This window comes from Shewanella sp. N2AIL, from assembly GCF_022690845.1.
Lineage (GTDB): Bacteria > Pseudomonadota > Gammaproteobacteria > Enterobacterales > Shewanellaceae > Shewanella > Shewanella baltica.
The window spans coordinates 22,620-38,714 of record NZ_JALBYT010000011.1; the positions used below are offsets into that span (position 1 = coordinate 22,620).

Annotated in this window: 11 protein-coding genes; 4 read left to right on the forward strand and 7 right to left on the reverse strand. The window is 48.7% G+C overall.

The features are described 5' to 3' along the window. Positions 1 to 190 precede the first annotated feature (190 nt). The gene (locus MO387_RS08510) at positions 191 to 2,008 is read left to right on the forward strand and encodes a sel1 repeat family protein (RefSeq protein ID WP_242326208.1); all 1,818 of its coding nucleotides are present in this window, start codon (positions 191 to 193) and stop codon (positions 2,006 to 2,008) included. A 166-nt stretch (positions 2,009 to 2,174) separates the two neighbouring features. Here MO387_RS08510 and MO387_RS08515 read toward each other — a convergent pair whose 3' ends face one another. After that, positions 2,175 to 5,300, reverse strand: a complete 3,126-nt coding sequence (locus MO387_RS08515; RefSeq protein WP_242326210.1) for a M9 family metallopeptidase — start codon at positions 5,298 to 5,300, stop codon at positions 2,175 to 2,177. Positions 5,301 to 5,755: 455 nt separating this feature from the next. Here MO387_RS08515 and MO387_RS08520 point away from each other — a divergent pair, with 455 nt between their 5' ends. Both MO387_RS08520 and MO387_RS08525 read left to right on the forward strand, forming a co-directional pair. Beyond that, on the forward strand, positions 5,756 to 6,757 hold the full coding sequence (locus tag MO387_RS08520) for an NAD(P)H-quinone oxidoreductase (protein ID WP_242326211.1): 1,002 nt from the start codon (positions 5,756 to 5,758) through the stop codon (positions 6,755 to 6,757). Positions 6,758 to 7,255: 498 nt separating this feature from the next. Next, the gene (locus tag MO387_RS08525; RefSeq protein WP_107946502.1) at positions 7,256 to 7,660 is read left to right on the forward strand and encodes a hypothetical protein; all 405 of its coding nucleotides are present in this window, start codon (positions 7,256 to 7,258) and stop codon (positions 7,658 to 7,660) included. 169 nt (positions 7,661 to 7,829) lie between these two features. On the opposite strand, the gene MO387_RS08530 is transcribed toward MO387_RS08525, so the two are convergent. From MO387_RS08530 to cutA, 5 genes are all read right to left on the reverse strand, one after another. Then, positions 7,830 to 8,864, reverse strand: coding sequence for an aldose epimerase family protein (locus MO387_RS08530; protein ID WP_107946503.1), 1,035 nt, complete (start codon positions 8,862 to 8,864; stop codon positions 7,830 to 7,832). A gap of 160 nt (positions 8,865 to 9,024) precedes the next feature. Further along, positions 9,025 to 10,170, reverse strand: coding sequence for a galactokinase (gene galK, locus MO387_RS08535; RefSeq protein ID WP_107946504.1), 1,146 nt, complete (start codon positions 10,168 to 10,170; stop codon positions 9,025 to 9,027). Positions 10,171 to 10,465: 295 nt separating this feature from the next. After that, positions 10,466 to 12,121, reverse strand: coding sequence for a cation:proton antiporter family protein (locus MO387_RS08540; protein WP_242326213.1), 1,656 nt, complete (start codon positions 12,119 to 12,121; stop codon positions 10,466 to 10,468). A 181-nt stretch (positions 12,122 to 12,302) separates the two neighbouring features. Further along, complete coding sequence (locus tag MO387_RS08545) at positions 12,303 to 14,162, reverse strand: protein-disulfide reductase DsbD (protein ID WP_242326215.1); 1,860 nt, start codon at positions 14,160 to 14,162, stop codon at positions 12,303 to 12,305. Beyond that, a complete protein-coding gene (gene cutA / locus MO387_RS08550; protein WP_011847865.1) occupies positions 14,159 to 14,482 on the reverse strand; it encodes a divalent-cation tolerance protein CutA in 324 nt (107 codons plus the stop codon). The genes MO387_RS08545 and cutA overlap by 4 nt, the downstream gene beginning before the upstream one ends. Before the next feature lie 251 nt (positions 14,483 to 14,733). Between cutA and MO387_RS08555 the strand changes: the two genes are divergently transcribed. Further along, positions 14,734 to 15,342, forward strand: coding sequence for an FxsA family protein (locus tag MO387_RS08555; RefSeq protein WP_006086119.1), 609 nt, complete (start codon positions 14,734 to 14,736; stop codon positions 15,340 to 15,342). Positions 15,343 to 15,467: 125 nt separating this feature from the next. Here the strand turns inward: MO387_RS08555 and MO387_RS08560 are convergent, their stop codons facing one another. Continuing rightward, the gene (locus tag MO387_RS08560) at positions 15,468 to 16,004 is read right to left on the reverse strand and encodes a hypothetical protein (protein WP_006086118.1); all 537 of its coding nucleotides are present in this window, start codon (positions 16,002 to 16,004) and stop codon (positions 15,468 to 15,470) included. Positions 16,005 to 16,095 lie beyond the last annotated feature (91 nt).

Consider the following 16,095-nt stretch of genomic DNA (forward strand, 5'->3'; position numbering starts at 1 on the left):
TAGATTCGTTGGGGTTTATCGAGACTAGATCGACAGCATGGGTTCAACTTGCCCGTAAATACGTTATGATCTAAGCCAATAGCTAAGCGCGTTGGCTTAATTTTTTCGATAACTTAATGATCTTTTTTGTATTTAAGCGAGTGTTTTAGTGCGAGTGGATTTGCCTCATCAGCGACGGAGAGCTGGCATTATGAGTTTGTTACAGTGCTTTCACAGGGCGCCCCTGTATTTGGCTTGTTCGGCTGGGCTGATGTTTGCCTCTCCGGTCATGGCCTCTTTTTGGGAGTCCTTGTTTCGCAGTGAGTTGCCAGTCGATCAAGTGACGGCGCCGGCGGACAGCCAGCGTTTCGAGTTTGTCGGTGTGTTGCCCGCCAATACGCAATTAGAACTCGTCGGTTATTACGCCTCATCGATTTGTACCCGCAAGGAAATCCGTTTTCCCAGTGGCGATCTTGCCAATCCCTATCGCGCCACACTCGAAGAAACCTCAGTGCTACGGCAAGTCATCAGTAGCGGCAGTGAAGCGAGTGAGTTTTCGCTGCCCTTAGCCTTAAATGGTGGCGGTGATTGCCAGTGGCATCTCGAGGATTTAATGCTCGATGTGACGATATTGCCGAACCATCCGTTGTGGCAGAGAGCTAAAACGCTACAACGGGATTACCTCGCCAAGTTGCAGGGCACCTCGGTAGATGCGGCTCAGCTTGCCAGCCAAACGGCGTTGCCGACTCAAGTGTCATCCCACGATGATTTTTATTTAAGTCATGAGCTTAATATCGATCCTATTCATGCGGGCAGCGAGGCAGATAATTCTCTGCTGGCGACCACGCCGTTATCGTTAGCACCAGTTTACTATCCGGTTTTTATTCATTATCCAGAGGAAGACAAGCCCTTCGAGGCACGGCTGAAGAGTAGCCTGCAGCGCACTTCTAGCCTGTGGTCCAGCCCGTATACTCAAGCGGTTCGGCGCGGTGAGGAGGCGGTGATGCGGGTGAACTTTAATCCACAGATTGCCGAGCATTACGAGGTCGATGTCTGGTATCAGCCCGATACGGTTGAAGTGAAGTATCCCGACGGCACTCAATATGCTTATGCCAACAGTGAAGTAAAACTGTATGCCTATGGCAAACCTGAATCACAAATCAAGACCTTAGCTCAAAGTGCCAAGGCCGAAGATAAGCGCTTATTGGCGCGTATCTATGAGTTGGGCCACGCCTTGCCTAAGGACGAGGCTAAGGCGCTAAAGTATTACCGTGAAGCCGCAGAGGCGGGCGATATTGAAGCCTTGCACTGGATGCGTGCTCAAGCCGGTTACGCGGGGCGAAATGATGAAAAAACCTATTGGCTCGGGCGCGCCGCAAGCTTTGGTGATAACACGGCAAAGCTTGAGTTAATCCGTTTACCTTTATCGGTTATTGAGCGTGGCCTCGTTAATACGGGTGAGGATAAGGTTAGAGAAACGCAAGCGTGGCAGCAGTTAAATCAATTAGTTGACCAAGGAATGCCAGAGGCAAGTAGCCTTATGGCTTTCTATCAAGTGTTACCCTATTCGCCGTATTCTGATGCTAACGCAGCGCTGGAAAATTATCGTCTGAGCGTGAAAGCTAAGCCTGAACTGGCCCATGCGGCGGCCAGCGATTACTACTATTTGGCGGATAATTTTGCTGCGGGTGAGGAGTTTTGGCAGATTGCCGCCGAGCGGGATCTCTATGCCGCAGCCGAACTTGCCAATATCTTGTTATCGGAAACCCATCGTGATGCGGTTAATGCGCGCTACTGGTTAGCAAGAGTAACGACGCTGGGTGCTGAGCAAGGTTTGCAGGCGGATATTTTAGGCAATGCATACTTCCAGCTAGCAACCTTATTAGATAAAGGCGAGGGCGGCGCGGTCGATGCGAAAACAGCGTTAACGCTTTATCAGCAGAGCATTGAAATTGCAGAGCGATTTTCAAATGACTATGAAGCAAGGGCCAAGGACAGAGTGCAAGTGCTTGAAGAGATGCGCTTATAACGTCATGTTTATATAAAAGAGTATTCGTTAGCATTTAGCCAATAAAAATCCCTGCCATGGCAGGGATTTTGCTATTTATTCAGCTGCTTGATTTAAGCCTCTAGTGTTAAGTGGCTAGAGTTAAATAAGCAGATTTAAACGTTCTGGCTTAAACAACGACAGCCAACTAGCGTAAATCGACTTGCAGTGTGACACCTGAACTCTGGGGTTCACTCTGCACTGTGATGTAATACCAACCCAGGCTTGGTGCATCGACTGTGATACTTTCTTGAGTGTTAGCAGGCGTGACAGACGCTGCATCGAAGTGTTGAGCATTGGCCCAAGTTGTCCCCGAAAACAGGCTCACATCACCACTGCCGTGGGCGGAGTTGATGCTTAACTGACTCGTACCTTCTGGCACCCAAAGATAGTAATCGCTGCGGCCATCGGCGGTGCAGATGGCTTTGCCTGAACTTAGCTCACCATGACTCAAGGGGGATTGCGTCGCGCAGGCATTGGCGATGAGAGCTGGCGTAGGCGTGTTGCTTGCACCAGCATTGAGGGTGAGAGTGACGCCGCTAAACTCAGTGGCAGTGTCCACTGTGATATAACGCCAGCCGCGATTGGCACTAAAGCTAAGCGACTCTTGATTACCCACTTGGGTGCTCTTGGCATCGGCATTATCGGCGTCGGCCCACTGACTGGCATTGAAGTAAAGATTGGCATCCCCAGAACCGCCCTTAGTGGTGACGGTGAACTGGCTATTATCTTCCTCAACCCAGAAGTAGAAGCTGTTGCGTCCACCACTGATACACTCGTTTTTGCCTAGGGTGAGCTGGCCGTAATCTAAGGTCACTGCACCGCAATTTGCTGGTGGCTCAGGATCCACGCCGCCATCTCCCAGATCGGGATCGACATCAGCGAACAGTTCTGTGGTGCTGACTTGCATATCGACGCCGCCAAAGTCCCCCGACAAGGTAATGTAGTGCCAATATTCGTCAGGGTTTAACTGCACTTTAATGACTTGATAGTTGCCATTGCCGATCCCCGCGCCTTGGTTTTGTTCTGGGCTTGCCCAGCCTCTAGAATCGAAATAAATGTCGGCATCACCCCAACCGCCGCCAATCTTGATCCACAGATCTTGGGCCGAGCGATCGGTATTAGTAAAACTGAAACTGGCGCGACCGAGTTTGGAGTCGATGCATTCCATCGGCACATCGATTTTCAGGCTAGCCGATTCAGTGTAACGGTAGGCTTCGTTCGTTACTTGGCAAGGAGAGTAATCCTTACTGATAGTGCCCGCAGGGCCAGTCCAATTACCTTCACGGCCACTGGGCTCAGCATCGACATCACTTGGGCCTTTATCGACAATGCCATCGTCAGCCGTGCTCAAGCCGCTGGCGAGCCAACCTTGCCACTCGTTGTCGTAACGTGTACCGATACCATCCATAAAGGTTTGATATTCAGCGTATTGGTCGTTACGTAGGTAGGCCAGAATCTGTCTTACATCGTCTCTGTGGTGCTCAAACATAAAGCGCACCGCCAGATAACCCCAGCGATAGATGCGGTCTTGGCCCGATTCATAGTTGTTTTTGAATATGGTCGACAACATGAACTCACCGGTTTCGCCCATGGCAATCGCCGCTGGGTTTGCGTCACGGTAAGAGATATATTCCGCTAGGCCTTCAATCCACCAAATAGTATTGGCTGACGTGCCGAGACTAAAGTCACCAAACAGGTTATAGCGCCCGTCGAGGTAGTGCACATATTCGTGTTGCAGGTTCCAGACATGGAAATCCGGCGTGCGCCATTCGGCTTCATAGGCGATAAAACGCGCCTGATTTTTGAGTCCGGCGGGCGAGCCTTCAAGGTACATGCCGCCGTTGTCGGTATTGATGCCAAAGATACTGTTGGCTAAGGATTTATACTCAGACGAGCTGCCAAAGATTACTAGCTCTAAGTCATCGTTGTTATCTTGCTCTACAGGTTGCATGCCCGTTTCAAGTTTGCTGTGGAAATAGCTTTCTTGGCTGGTCAGCACATCACAGGCCCACTTGGCTTGATCTTGATAGAGATCTTGGGCGCGGATCTTGAGACTGTCGGAGCATTTCCAGTTGAACGGTAGGGTATCGGCCTCTAGCTGCGCCTTAAAACCACAGATATTGTAATCGTTACAATGGCTGCGATCGTAATAGTCGGCCATTTCTGCCGCCGCGTACCAAAGCACTTTGCTCGGTTCGGTTTTACTGGTGCTGCTGAGGATGTTTTTAACTAGCTGAGTCACTCGCGGGCGCATGGCATCAATGTAATACAGCCGAGATAACTCTTTGACTGAGTTGACTAACAGATACTCAGCATTGGTGCCTAACAAGTCGCGATGTTCGAGTTGGAAGTTATTCAGCACATCTAAAATGCCTTGGTCACGAGCGAACAGCGCCTGCATGTCATCATTCCACTGGGCGCGGAATAAGGTGGTAAACACTGAGTTTGCTGCGGCGTTCATGGCGAAACTGGCTTGCCAGTTAGCGTCGTAGTCCGTTAGCACTTTTATGGTGACATGATTAAAATCGGCGCCGAGCTCGGCAGAGTCAATCAGGATTAAGGCTTCTTTCAACACGCCAGCATTGTCATCGGATACAGTCCAAATCGCAGCGTTCGCAAATAAAGCGTTGAGGGCCGATTTTAAGCTGGCCTTAGCGGCGCTGCTGTAAGCGGGCACATCATTTGGGCTGTAAAACTGCACATAGAGGGCGGCGCGGACAAAGTAAATATGCGATTCAAGATGCTGAACATCGACCCCAGTGTAGTCCTTGGCTTTAGTGGCTATGGCGTTGGCGACACTGATCACATTGGCCTCGCTAAACAGCGCGGTGGCGCTACTGCCTTTGAGGCTATAGAGCTTACCGACGCATTCGGGTGTCGATTGGCTCAATTGATCCACTAGGGCTTGGCCCGATTTACCGACAAAGTCACTGCAGTCATTGCTCTGCAGTGCGGCGCTGCGACTCTGTAACTTAAGTGGCGGTTGCTCAGATACTTCTCGCTTCTTGCGTGAATGGATCTTAGGCGGTTCTGTCATTGTCTGTTCTGTCATAGTTGGCTCATTCGGGGATGCCATCAATGGCGTCTCCCGCAGTAGCGGTCTATGGGATTCTATTTGGCTAATGGGCGCCGAGGGTGGTCGTGGTGCGGGTTGCGCTTGTGGATTGCTGGGTGTGTTGCTGCCTAATGGGTGACTCGTATGAGTGTCATGGGCGAGAGTGGGAGTCGCAAAAGCTAAGCTAATAGCTGCGAAGAGCAGTGTGTTTTTCATTGTGTATCCGTAGTTATCTAGTCTGCAAAGCAGATCTTCCTTGGGCGTTATTTGATGCGTGGAACCTAAGCTTGCATCAAACCTCATTGGATTATTTGCGTGATAACAATAGCGCGACAAACATCGCAGCTAGCAAATAATGCGTTCAAATGATGGCTGTAAGTTTTTAATATATCTAGTATTTATCTGTAAATTTGTTTTATACATCTTTTCTGTTCAGCTTATTGCTCAAAGGACTCGCGCCAGAAGCTGAGTCTGTTGGACTCCACAGCTTAGAAAGGCCTAATTGAATGCCTTATGAAATACCTGATTGAATACCTTGTGGAATAAGAGTGGCTATTTGGCTTGAATTTGCGCTAGCTTAGCCGCATTAAGGTTAGATGCACTTTCCGCTGTAAGCACTCGAACCGCTAAGCCATCTGCGATGAGGTCGATGCCATTCCAAAGGAGCTTTTATGTCAGCTTTACCAAGCGAATACACCCATATCTATGTTGAGCAACCCGGTGCCCCCGAGGTGATGCAATTATCGCGCTCGCCTCTGCCTATCCCCGCCGCTGGTCAAGTGTTGATCCGCGTACATGCAGCTGGAGTGAATGGCCCCGATGTCAAACAAAGGGTGGGCGCGTATCCACCGCCACCGGGTGCATCACTTATTATTGGTCTTGAAGTCGCGGGTGATATTTGTGCCCTCGGTGACGGCGTGAGCCAATGGCAAATCGGCGACAAGGTTTGCGCCTTAGTACCGGGCGGTGGCTATGGCGAGTATGCCCTCACCTATGCTGCCCATTGTTTGCCTATCCCAACGGGCTTTAGTTATGTGCAGGCCGCCGCGCTGCCAGAAACCTTCTTCACCGTATGGGGCAACCTGTTTATGCGTGCGGGACTGAAAGCGGGCGAGACGGTACTGATCCACGGCGGCTCGGGCGGTATCGGCAGTACGGCCATTCAACTTGCCAGCGCCTTAGGTTCAAAAGTCATTGCCACGACGGGGCAAGATGAGAAGCGCGATTATTGCTTGAGCCTTGGCGCCGCTGAAGTCATCAATTATCGCACCCAAAACTTTGTTGAGCCCGTCATGGCGCTCACCCAAGATAAGGGCGTGAACGTGGTCTTTGATATCGCGGGTGGCGATTTTATTAATCTCGATTTACAAGCCTTAGCGATGGACGGCCGTATGGTGTCGGTGGCGATGCAACGTGGCCCTAAGGCCGAAGTGGAGATTTTCCGTCTGATGGCAAAACGTATTATGTGGACAGGGTCGACCCTAAGACCACAAAGCGTGGAGGCTAAAGCCGCCATTGCCGCCGAATTATTTGAGAAAGTCTGGCCGCTGTTAAACGCCCATAAAATTGTGCCCAATATTTTTGCGACCTTCCCATTAGGCGAAGCCGCGAAAGCCCATGCGCTGATGGAGTCGGGTGAGCACAGGGGTAAGGTGGTACTGACGGTCATTTAGGCTTGGCACGTTGGTTTGGCTGCGATGGATTGTTTAGGTCGCGGCCATTTGAGGCAAGTCTGAGAGCGTTCAGGCAAAAGCGTGGCTGAGTAACGTAGGGGTAAATAGTCGTTTGCGCTACTGTCGTTAAATCGTCATGGTTAAACCTGATGCTTAACCTTGCAGTAACCTCGAACTGCAACTTCGAATCGTAAAGTTTATGCCCATCGAACATAGTCGATATGATTGCTTTTTATTGGGAATAAAACTTGCCGCGTCGATTTTTTAGACTAAAGTCGTTAATGATTAAACTTTTTGGGTACTTTGGCAGAAATTAATACGTAATTAGTGAAAATTTCATGGTATGAGGCATTGATTATCGGAAATATTCTGTAAAAATACCCAGTTGAAAACGTCAGAGACTTTCCGGCGCTATTCGTGGATCAAAGCAAGCGATGCTTCGCTTATTCAGGCTAAAAAACTCATAGTGTATGTGTTGATTTAAGGGTATTAGCATATATGTATAACACAGCAAAGAAACAGGTTTGGTATGGTGAGCTGAGAACATCGAAAGGCAACGCGATTGTCGTCCATGACAACCAGTTGCCCGATGCCTCCCCAGGACGTATCTACCTATACAATTCCGATCGTGATGCGATCATTGAGTATGTGGAAGATATCGTCAAAGTGAACCTATACGACTTAGATGAGGCTGCGTTAAAAGCTGCTGAGGCTAAGTTTAGTGGTGCATGGAAGGCGGCTAGAGCTCAATTCATGAGTAAGCATCAAGCTCGTATTGACTTAAACAACGTGAAGGAAACTGCGCCTGTTCGTAAGGCAAAGCCTGAAGTTGAACCAGAAGTGGAATCCGATGCCGTAGGCGTGGATTTTGACGATGATTGGGGCGATGATTTTGATGATTAACACAGTGTCGGCTTAAGGGCTAACACTGTGAGTGTAAGGAATAAAATAGGGCTTATTTTATTCCTTATCGCTTTATTTCCTTCCGCGAAACCGAGTGTTAACCTCAATTCATCGCTATTTTAGCGTGCCCCCATTTACCGTTAATTTATTGCTATTTTATAGGCAATGGTTACGCATCGGCATCGAACTGATATCGGCTGATGTGGTGATAAACCTTGCCAGGTACTAACCAAACATCATCACCAAAGCGCTCGCCTTGATTCGGTGAGTCTGGCAGCATCTGCGGCTCTAAACACACGCCATGATGTTGATTTAATACCTGTTGATTGCGACCTACAGTGCCATCTAAAAAGTTAGCGCAGTAGAGCTGCACGCTCGGTTGATTGGTATAAACCGTCATAGCGCGACCACTCACTGGACTGCTTAAACAGCCAAAGCGGGCAAGTGAACCGTTTGGATCATTCATCATATAACAGTGATCATAACCGCGCGTGCTTGCGAGTTCTGCGGCATGCAGTTTGTCGCCTAAACGTATCGGCTGACTCAAGTCGAAAATCGACCCTGCCGTCTCTGCAATCCCAGTGGGAACACTGACATCATTCATGGTGAGATAACGCTTGGCATCAATTTGCATCAAATGCTCGTGATTGGTCTCTGAACCATCGAGGTTGAAATAACTGTGCTGGGTTAAGCTCACGGGGCAGGCTTTATCCACTGAGGCTAAGATCTCCACATAGAGATTATTGCCTGCGAGGCGGTAATCTAGCTGAACCGTGCAATTACCGGGAAAACCCATGTCGCCGTCTGGACTCATTAAGGTCAAGCGCACACCATCGGGCAGTTGGCCTAAGTGCCAGTTTTTACGGTTAAATCCTTCACGGCCGCCGTGTAAACAGTTGGTCGCTTGGTTGACATCGAGTTGATAATCTTGACCTTGATAGTGCATTTTGCCGTTAGCGATGCGATTTGCAAAGCGGCCAGCAATGGCACCTAAGTGAGCCGATTGCGTCAGGTAATCTTCAGCGCTGTCGCAACCAAGGACGATATTGGCACGTTCGCCGTGTTTATCTGGGGTCCACAGAGCGCGGATAATTCCGCCTAAGCTGATGACTTCTAATGCGAGTATGCCATTGTCGATCCGAACCCGCTCGATTTCGCCGCCACGGGGATCGATCCAAGGATCCAAAACACTGAAACGTACCATTTAGCTTCCCTCTGTGTTGAATATGCTCACTGCTTATTGTGTTAAATGAGTATGTTAACCCTATTATTTGCCATCAACAGCATAAAGTTCAGTGATGAATTCGTATGGTATCGACGGCGTTGTCACTGTATTGGTTTTCTTTGTTTTAAGCGCGTTCTGGCTAATTGTCTATGCGGCCCGCGCCAGCGCTGGCGGAACATAAATAGACAGTGGCATCGATGGCGGTTTTATCGAAAAATTCATGTTCAACAGCGGCAACGACAGCGTCGGTCAGTTCATGATCGACTAAAGCCACCACGCAGCCGTCGGTCATGCGGATACCGCCACGCTCGCCAATCACTTGGCTGACAATCTCAACTAAAGTATCAAATTCGGACAGTGTCACTTCAAAATCATCCCGCAGTGAAACATGGGATTCCGCCATTAAGCGGCTGAATTTTTCAATGTTATTTTGCTCTAACGCGCGTGCAGCACTTAGGGTTCTTTGGTTTTCTGTGACTACGTGTTTCGCTCTGCGATATAACACTTCATCTAAATCGGCTTTTGCGCTTTCTAATCGACGTAAATCGAGGTGACGCAGCGCATCTAAGCCAAAGTATTCTGCCGCTTGGGCGCATTCATTGCGACGTTGTTGATTGGTGGCGGCTAAACGTTGTTTCTCAATATGGGCATCTATGATGATAAGGCTTAGGTTTTCTGGGATAGGAATGGCTTCACTGTCCAGATCTAAGCAGTCAATCAATAGTGCGTGGTCTTGCTCACCCATAGCGCTGCACATTTGATCCATGATGCCACAGGCCGATTCAACATACCTGTGCTCGCCGCGCTGTGCGAGTTGCGCTACCGCCATTGGCGATAAATGCAGTTGGCTGGTATCACTGATGGCAGTGCCGAAGGCGACAACCAAGGCGCCCGATGAGGATAACCCTGCTGCAAGTGGCACATCGCCCACAATGGCTAAGTCTAAGCCCTTGGCTAATAAACCCGTTTGCGCCATAGCCGCAGTAAAACCTTTGAGGTAATTCACCCAGCCATCTTGCGGGTCCATGTCGTTTTCTTGACCGAAGGTCCACTCTTTAATTTGTCCGGGGAAGGCATCGGCAACGGCACGAAACTTAGTGTCGTCACGGCGTTTTACTGCAATCACTGTATGAAAATTAATGGCCGCGGGGAGTACAAAACCGTCGTTGTAATCCGTGTACTCACCGATCAGATTGACGCGCCCAGGGGCTTGATATAAATCGTCGGCTTTAGTGCCAAAGGTTTGGACAAATAACTTTGTGGCGCGCTGCGCAGGGTTTGACATGCTGTAAAAAATTCCAAAAAAGCTGAGCTAATTTCGTTACCGTCATCGATTTATATCACGACTGAGTCGGTGATGTAACTGAGATTTTTTGCTGAAATGGCGATGGGCGGTAATGAGAAAATCGATACTGTGATAGGAAGTCAAAATAACGTATTCAGTGCGTTATCTAGTCGATTGATTTGTAAAGATTAGTCAGTAGTTAGTTGGAGGCCGCACAAACTTGCAGAGGAGGTTACTGCTCGTTTGTGCGGCTTGTTATGGCGTGATTTTAATTCAATGCAGCATTAGCAGGCACTTAACTATTGGACTCTGCATTAATTTTAGGATCAGCCACTTGCGCTGTTTCTTCCGCTTGCGCGGCGTTTTTTTCTGAGTCTTGCAACAGCTCGTAAATCACATGATCCACAAAACCGGCACCCGCAGCTTCGTACAGGTTGTAAACACTGTGTACGCCCGACTCTCGAAGTGCCGCGGCATCGTCACTGTACTGCACAATCGCACTGATCTTGCCTTGGTAATTCAGTTTTTTAAGTTGCTCAACCGCAAACATATTTCCCGCGTGGTGCGGCATGGCCAGCAGCACTAATTCAAGATTAGGCGCTCTGTCGAGTTTCTCCCAAAAGTCGGTATCCGCGGCGTCACCTTGCACTACGTTGCGGCCCTTGGCTTTATGTAAATCGACTAAGTCTTGCTTGTGCTCAATGCCGAGAATTTCGCCGTCAAATTGTTCCCTGAGTTCGTCGTAGGCGCCGCTACCAATGCGGCCCATACCTAAGATTAAGAAGCGTGGATTGCCAATGGCTATCGGTCTGTCTTCTGGATGCAATGGGCGTTTTTCAAGCTTGATTAAACGCTGCTGGAATCGTTGATAGATGTTACCTACGGTAGCGTTAAGCGGCGCGGCGAGTAAAAAGCTAAAGCTTAATGCCACGGCGATGATCACTAGCCACTCGGGAGGCAACCAACCTTTATAGGTGGCGACGGCGGCGACAATCAAACCGAATTCACTGAAGTTACCTAGGTTGAACGAGCCCAACATAGAGGTACGTGAACGCAGCTTAAAGCGGGTAAGAATATAAACAAATAGCAGGATTTTAAGTGGCACTAACAGCACTAACAGCGCCGCGAGCACGATATCCGATACCGTAGGTAAGCCGTTGAGACCAATCGTTAAGAAGAAGGCCACGAGGAAGAGTTCTTTAAAATAGAACAGGGATTTTGCCAGCTCTGAGGACTTTTTGTGGCCTGCCAACAAGATACCTATGATCAGTGCGCCGAGATCGGGTTTCAGGCCAACAGATTCAAATAACCAAGCACCAACCACAAGTGCCATCACTAGGCCGAAAAGGACTAACAGTTCACCGTGGCCGACACGGTCGAAGGCTTTATAAATAAGCGGCTTAGCCAGTGGCAGTAAGAGTAGTGCGAAGGCCCATACCGAAGGTACATCGCCCTTAGAAATTGTTAAAAACAGTACGGCGAAGATATCCTGCATAATCAAGATACCAATGGCGACCCGGCCGTAGAGGGATTGGACATCGCCCTTATCTTCTAACACTTTGACCGCAAATACGGTACTGGAGAAGCTTAACGCGAAGGCGATTAACGTCAGTTGCTCAAAGTTAAGGCTCGTGAGTTGGCTTAAACCCAGTAAGCCGAAGAGTTTCAGAATCGGCACAAAAACCACGATTGAGAGAACTAAGTGCACACTCGAACCCGCCCACACTTCGGCCTTGAACAGGCTACGAATATCGAGTTTCAAACCAATAGCAAACAGCAGCAAAGTCACGCCTAGGCTGGCGAGTTCTTGCAGCAATGGCAGGCTTTCTTTATCTATCCCGAGGACGAATAGTACAAAGCCCGCCACTAAGTAGCCGATGAGCGGTGGTAGTCCTATACGGCTGACGAGCATGCCGCAGATGAGTGTGATAATGAGGATACCGGGTTCCATGATGCTCCAATCTAAAAAGTCCAAAATTATGAGTGATTGTATAAGAAATCTATGACACTGGAACAAAAAAGCGGACTTTTAATGAAAAAAGTCCGCTTTCTATTGGTGTTGCGGCAAATACACTTGCTGGTTAAAACCTGCGAGAGTGAAATTGCTTTAGTGGTCTAAGTCTAAACCGTGACTATTTCACCAGATGATCTAAATGGGCGGCAAAATCTTTAGGGCCCATAAAACCAGTCACACGTAAATCTTCCCTTTGCTCACCTTGTTCGTTAAACATTAACAACGTAGGTAAACCGAGCACATTGTATTTTTCGAGTAAGGCCACATCAACCTTGTCACTCTTAGTCACATCCGCTTGCAGCAGCACGATTTTATTCATGCGGGCTAACACGTCGGCATCCTTAAAGGTGATGGCTTCAAACTCTTTACAGGCAACACACCAATCGGCGTAGAGATCCAGCATCACAGGCTTACCTTGGGCGGCAGCGGCAGCGATTTCTTGCTCAAGATCTTCAATGGATTTAATCCGTTTAAAGCCATGGGCTTCTTCGGTCGTCGCCGCAGTGCCTACGGGATTGTGATTAAAACCAAAGTGGCCCATCACAGCTTGGAATCCGTAGGAGAAACTCGCCAGTAGCGTAAGAGTTAATAGCACTGAACGGACAGTTTGTTTCCAGTTGAAGGGACTGAGTTTGTTCTGATGCATCAAGTAGCCGGTGAAGCTCACGCCCCATAGTGACCAAAGCACATCGGATACCACGCCCGTCCAAATACGACCGAGCATTACGATAGACACAGCGATCAACAGGAAGCCGAAGACGGTCTTGATGATGTCCATCCAAGCGCCCGCTCTGGGTAATAATTTACCGCCTGAGGTGCCGATAATCAGCAGAGGTAAACCCATACCCATACTCAGCACATACAGGGCTAGGAAGCCTTGGAGTAAGTCGCCGGTTTGCGCCACATAAACGAGCGCACCCGATAGTGGCGCGGTAGTGCAAGGTGATGCGACCAGACCTGAAATCACGCCCATCAAGAATACGCCAACTAAGTTGCCGCCTTTTTGGTTGTTCGATACTGAGTTCATCTTCTCCTGCCAGCTCGATGGCAGTTTTAAATCGTACAGGCCAAACATAGATAAGCTGAGCACAAAGAACAGAATCGCCAGAACCACTAACACGGCGGGATGTTGCAATGCCGCTTGATATTTCAGTCCTGCCGATGCGACCACTAACCCTAAGATAGAGTATGTGATTGCCATGCCTTGGACGTAGGCCATAGACAAGGTAAAGGCTTTCGCGGTTGAGAGTTTTTGCCCTTGGCCAACAATAATGCCAGACAAAATCGGGTACATAGGGAACACGCAGGGCGTTAATGCCAGACCGACACCTAGACCAAAGAAGATCACTAAGGTCCAAATCAGGCTGTCGTTTGACAGCATTTGGCTCAGGGTATCTTGCTGAGTAATAGGTTGGGTATTGGCTTTATCGGCCGTGCTCGGTTCAATGCTGGCTGACTCAGTGCTTGCTGGTTTTGCTGCGGCGGTCGATTCGCTCGCTTCGGCACCTGCGATTAAGCCATCGTTGGCGGCAATTGCTTTTAGAACCACGTCACGTTTGGTCGGTGGATAACACAACTTGCCTTCGGCGCAGCCCATAAAAGTGACGGTAAGCGTGGCATTTTCATCGGCCTGTTTCAGCGCAACGGGAATATCCACATAGGTGTAATAGACTTCTTGCTCGCCAAAATACTCATCTTCATGGGGCTTGCCCTTGGGCAGCGCCACTGTGCCTAGTTCGGCGCCATTGACACTGAATTTAAGCTTGTCGCGGTACATGTAGTAACCGTCGGCAATCACCCAATTGAGTTTGACCTGATTACCTTCTTGCTTGAAATCGAAGGCAAATGCTTGATCGACAGGCATCAATTCCGGTTCACTCTTCATGAAGTCGAATTTGTTACCGAAAACCCCTTCACTGTGCGCTAAGGGCGTGAGGAGCAATAAAGACGTGAAAATAAGGCTGAGTAGTTTTTTCATGGCTGAGTGTTGTCTTTTATCCAATCTAAGTAGGCTGGTAGCCCGTGAGTCACAGGCACGGCAATAATTTCGGGTACTTGATAAGGGTGAAGTCTAAGCACAAGTTGTTCTAACTCTGAATATCGATTTTGTAAACATTTAATCTGTAAGCTAAATTCTTGTTCTTCGCAGATTTTCCCTTCCCAAGCATAAATTGAACGTATCGGGGCGGAGATATGAACACAAGCGGCAATACGCGACTCAACTAAAGCCCGAGCCAAGGTATTGGCTTGTACTTCATCGGGGCAGGTAGTGCTAACCATTAAATACTGATGCTGCATGGTATTAGGTATCGTCTCTTAAGAATCTTAAAGTTCGCTTAAGCCAACTGAGTTAGGCTACTTTACGTGTTTTAATGGTCTCATACATTAGCGCGTTAACAAAAGGGTGAGCTAAATATCAGTTGTTAAATCCGTTGCTCAATCAGAGGTTATTAGCCCCTTAGTCTGTAGCAATGCTTAGCCTGACTTGAATTAAGACCGGATAGTCCCCATTTAGTTTACACAGATAGTCAGATAAACCTGAGGTCGGTATGTTTTTCATTATATTTTTACTCTTTGTGCTGATCCCAGTAATAGAGCTGTCGGTGCTGATCCGTGTGGGTGAAGTGCTTGGCACTTGGACTACCATAGGTTTAGTGCTGTTTACCGCCGTGCTCGGGGTCTCTTTGGTTCGCAGCCAAGGTTTAAGCACCTTAATGCAAGTACAGCAAAAACTCGCTCGCGGTGAAGCGCCGGGGCAAGAAATCGTCGAAGGCATGATGTTAGCCATGGCGGGTATTTTACTGGTGATCCCCGGTTTTGTAACCGATGCCATTGGCCTGTTATTGCTGACGCCATTCACCCGTCGTCCCATTGCGGCCTTGCTGTTTAAGCGCATGCAGTTGCGGGTTGTGGCGGGGTTACAGGGCGGAATGCACGGCGGCTTTCAAGCGGGCCAAAGTCCCTTTGGGCCTAAGCCGCAGGACCCATTTGGCCAAGCGCCGTTTGATGATAGCGTGAAGAAAGACGGTAATGTGTTTGAGGGCGACTTCGAACATAAAGTCGATCCAAGTGATATCAAGCCCGCGAGTCATCAGCTGCCTGATAAAGATCAGAATAAAGAACAAGATAACGCGCAGGATAGAGATCCTAAGCCTTAGTCTGTTATGGTCTAGCTAATTTGATTTACGCGTTTATTCGTTTGAGCTTCTACCCAAACCTCGCTTCAATACCAGCGGCCTTCAGAATCCTCTGAGTTACGCCGCTGGTGCTTTTTTTCCACTCGTTATAAAAATTCCACTGAGTTGAGAAAGGCTTCTGCGGTGCGACGGTTTTGGCCGTTGTCATCATAGCTGGCGGTTAAAATCAGCAGGTGATTATTGTAGGCATAGGCATGCTGCACTAAAGTGCCAAGATCTTTACCCATATCCATACTGATCTCATAACCCCGCTGCCCGCCGTGTTCGATATATCCGCGCGTCAATTTCAGCTCATCTGTTCCCTGCATCTCTTTAAACTTTTTCGCTAGCGTGTTGGTGTCATCGAAGGACAGCTCGGTAATGTCTTCTTCGTCTATGGTTTCAAACTGGGAGCTGTAGGCGATAACGCTCAATACCAGTGGTTCTTGAGCTTGTTTTTGAGTGGTGATGGTTTCGACGCTGACTTGTCCCGAGTTTTTATGTAGCGCCTTGGGATTAGGTAACATGTGCACTTTCACGGGGACAGAAGTTAATAAATGGGATTCGAGGGGTTTGACTGCATACCATTTTTGATACGCCATAAAAACGAGGCCGAGCAGCACAGCTAGCTTGATGAGCTTCATATAACTTCCTTATTTAATAATCACTTCCTTGAGCTTGTCGCTCGCCATCAAGTGTAAATGGCAAGTCAGATAAGCGCAACAGATCGCAATA

What these genes read in the sequence shown, in the direction of transcription:
- MO387_RS08510 (WP_242326208.1), top strand. Translation starts at nt 191, where the DNA reads ATGAGTTTGTTACAGTGCTTTCACAGGGCGCCCCTGTATTTGGCTTGT.
- MO387_RS08515 (WP_242326210.1), bottom strand. Translation starts at nt 5,300, where the DNA reads ATGAAAAACACACTGCTCTTCGCAGCTATTAGCTTAGCTTTTGCGACT.
- MO387_RS08520 (WP_242326211.1), top strand. Translation starts at nt 5,756, where the DNA reads ATGTCAGCTTTACCAAGCGAATACACCCATATCTATGTTGAGCAACCC.
- MO387_RS08525 (WP_107946502.1), top strand. Translation starts at nt 7,256, where the DNA reads ATGTATAACACAGCAAAGAAACAGGTTTGGTATGGTGAGCTGAGAACA.
- MO387_RS08530 (WP_107946503.1), bottom strand. Translation starts at nt 8,864, where the DNA reads ATGGTACGTTTCAGTGTTTTGGATCCTTGGATCGATCCCCGTGGCGGC.
- galK (WP_107946504.1), bottom strand. Translation starts at nt 10,170, where the DNA reads ATGTCAAACCCTGCGCAGCGCGCCACAAAGTTATTTGTCCAAACCTTT.
- MO387_RS08540 (WP_242326213.1), bottom strand. Translation starts at nt 12,121, where the DNA reads ATGGAACCCGGTATCCTCATTATCACACTCATCTGCGGCATGCTCGTC.
- MO387_RS08545 (WP_242326215.1), bottom strand. Translation starts at nt 14,162, where the DNA reads ATGAAAAAACTACTCAGCCTTATTTTCACGTCTTTATTGCTCCTCACG.
- cutA (WP_011847865.1), bottom strand. Translation starts at nt 14,482, where the DNA reads ATGCAGCATCAGTATTTAATGGTTAGCACTACCTGCCCCGATGAAGTA.
- MO387_RS08555 (WP_006086119.1), top strand. Translation starts at nt 14,734, where the DNA reads ATGTTTTTCATTATATTTTTACTCTTTGTGCTGATCCCAGTAATAGAG.
- MO387_RS08560 (WP_006086118.1), bottom strand. Translation starts at nt 16,004, where the DNA reads ATGAAGCTCATCAAGCTAGCTGTGCTGCTCGGCCTCGTTTTTATGGCG.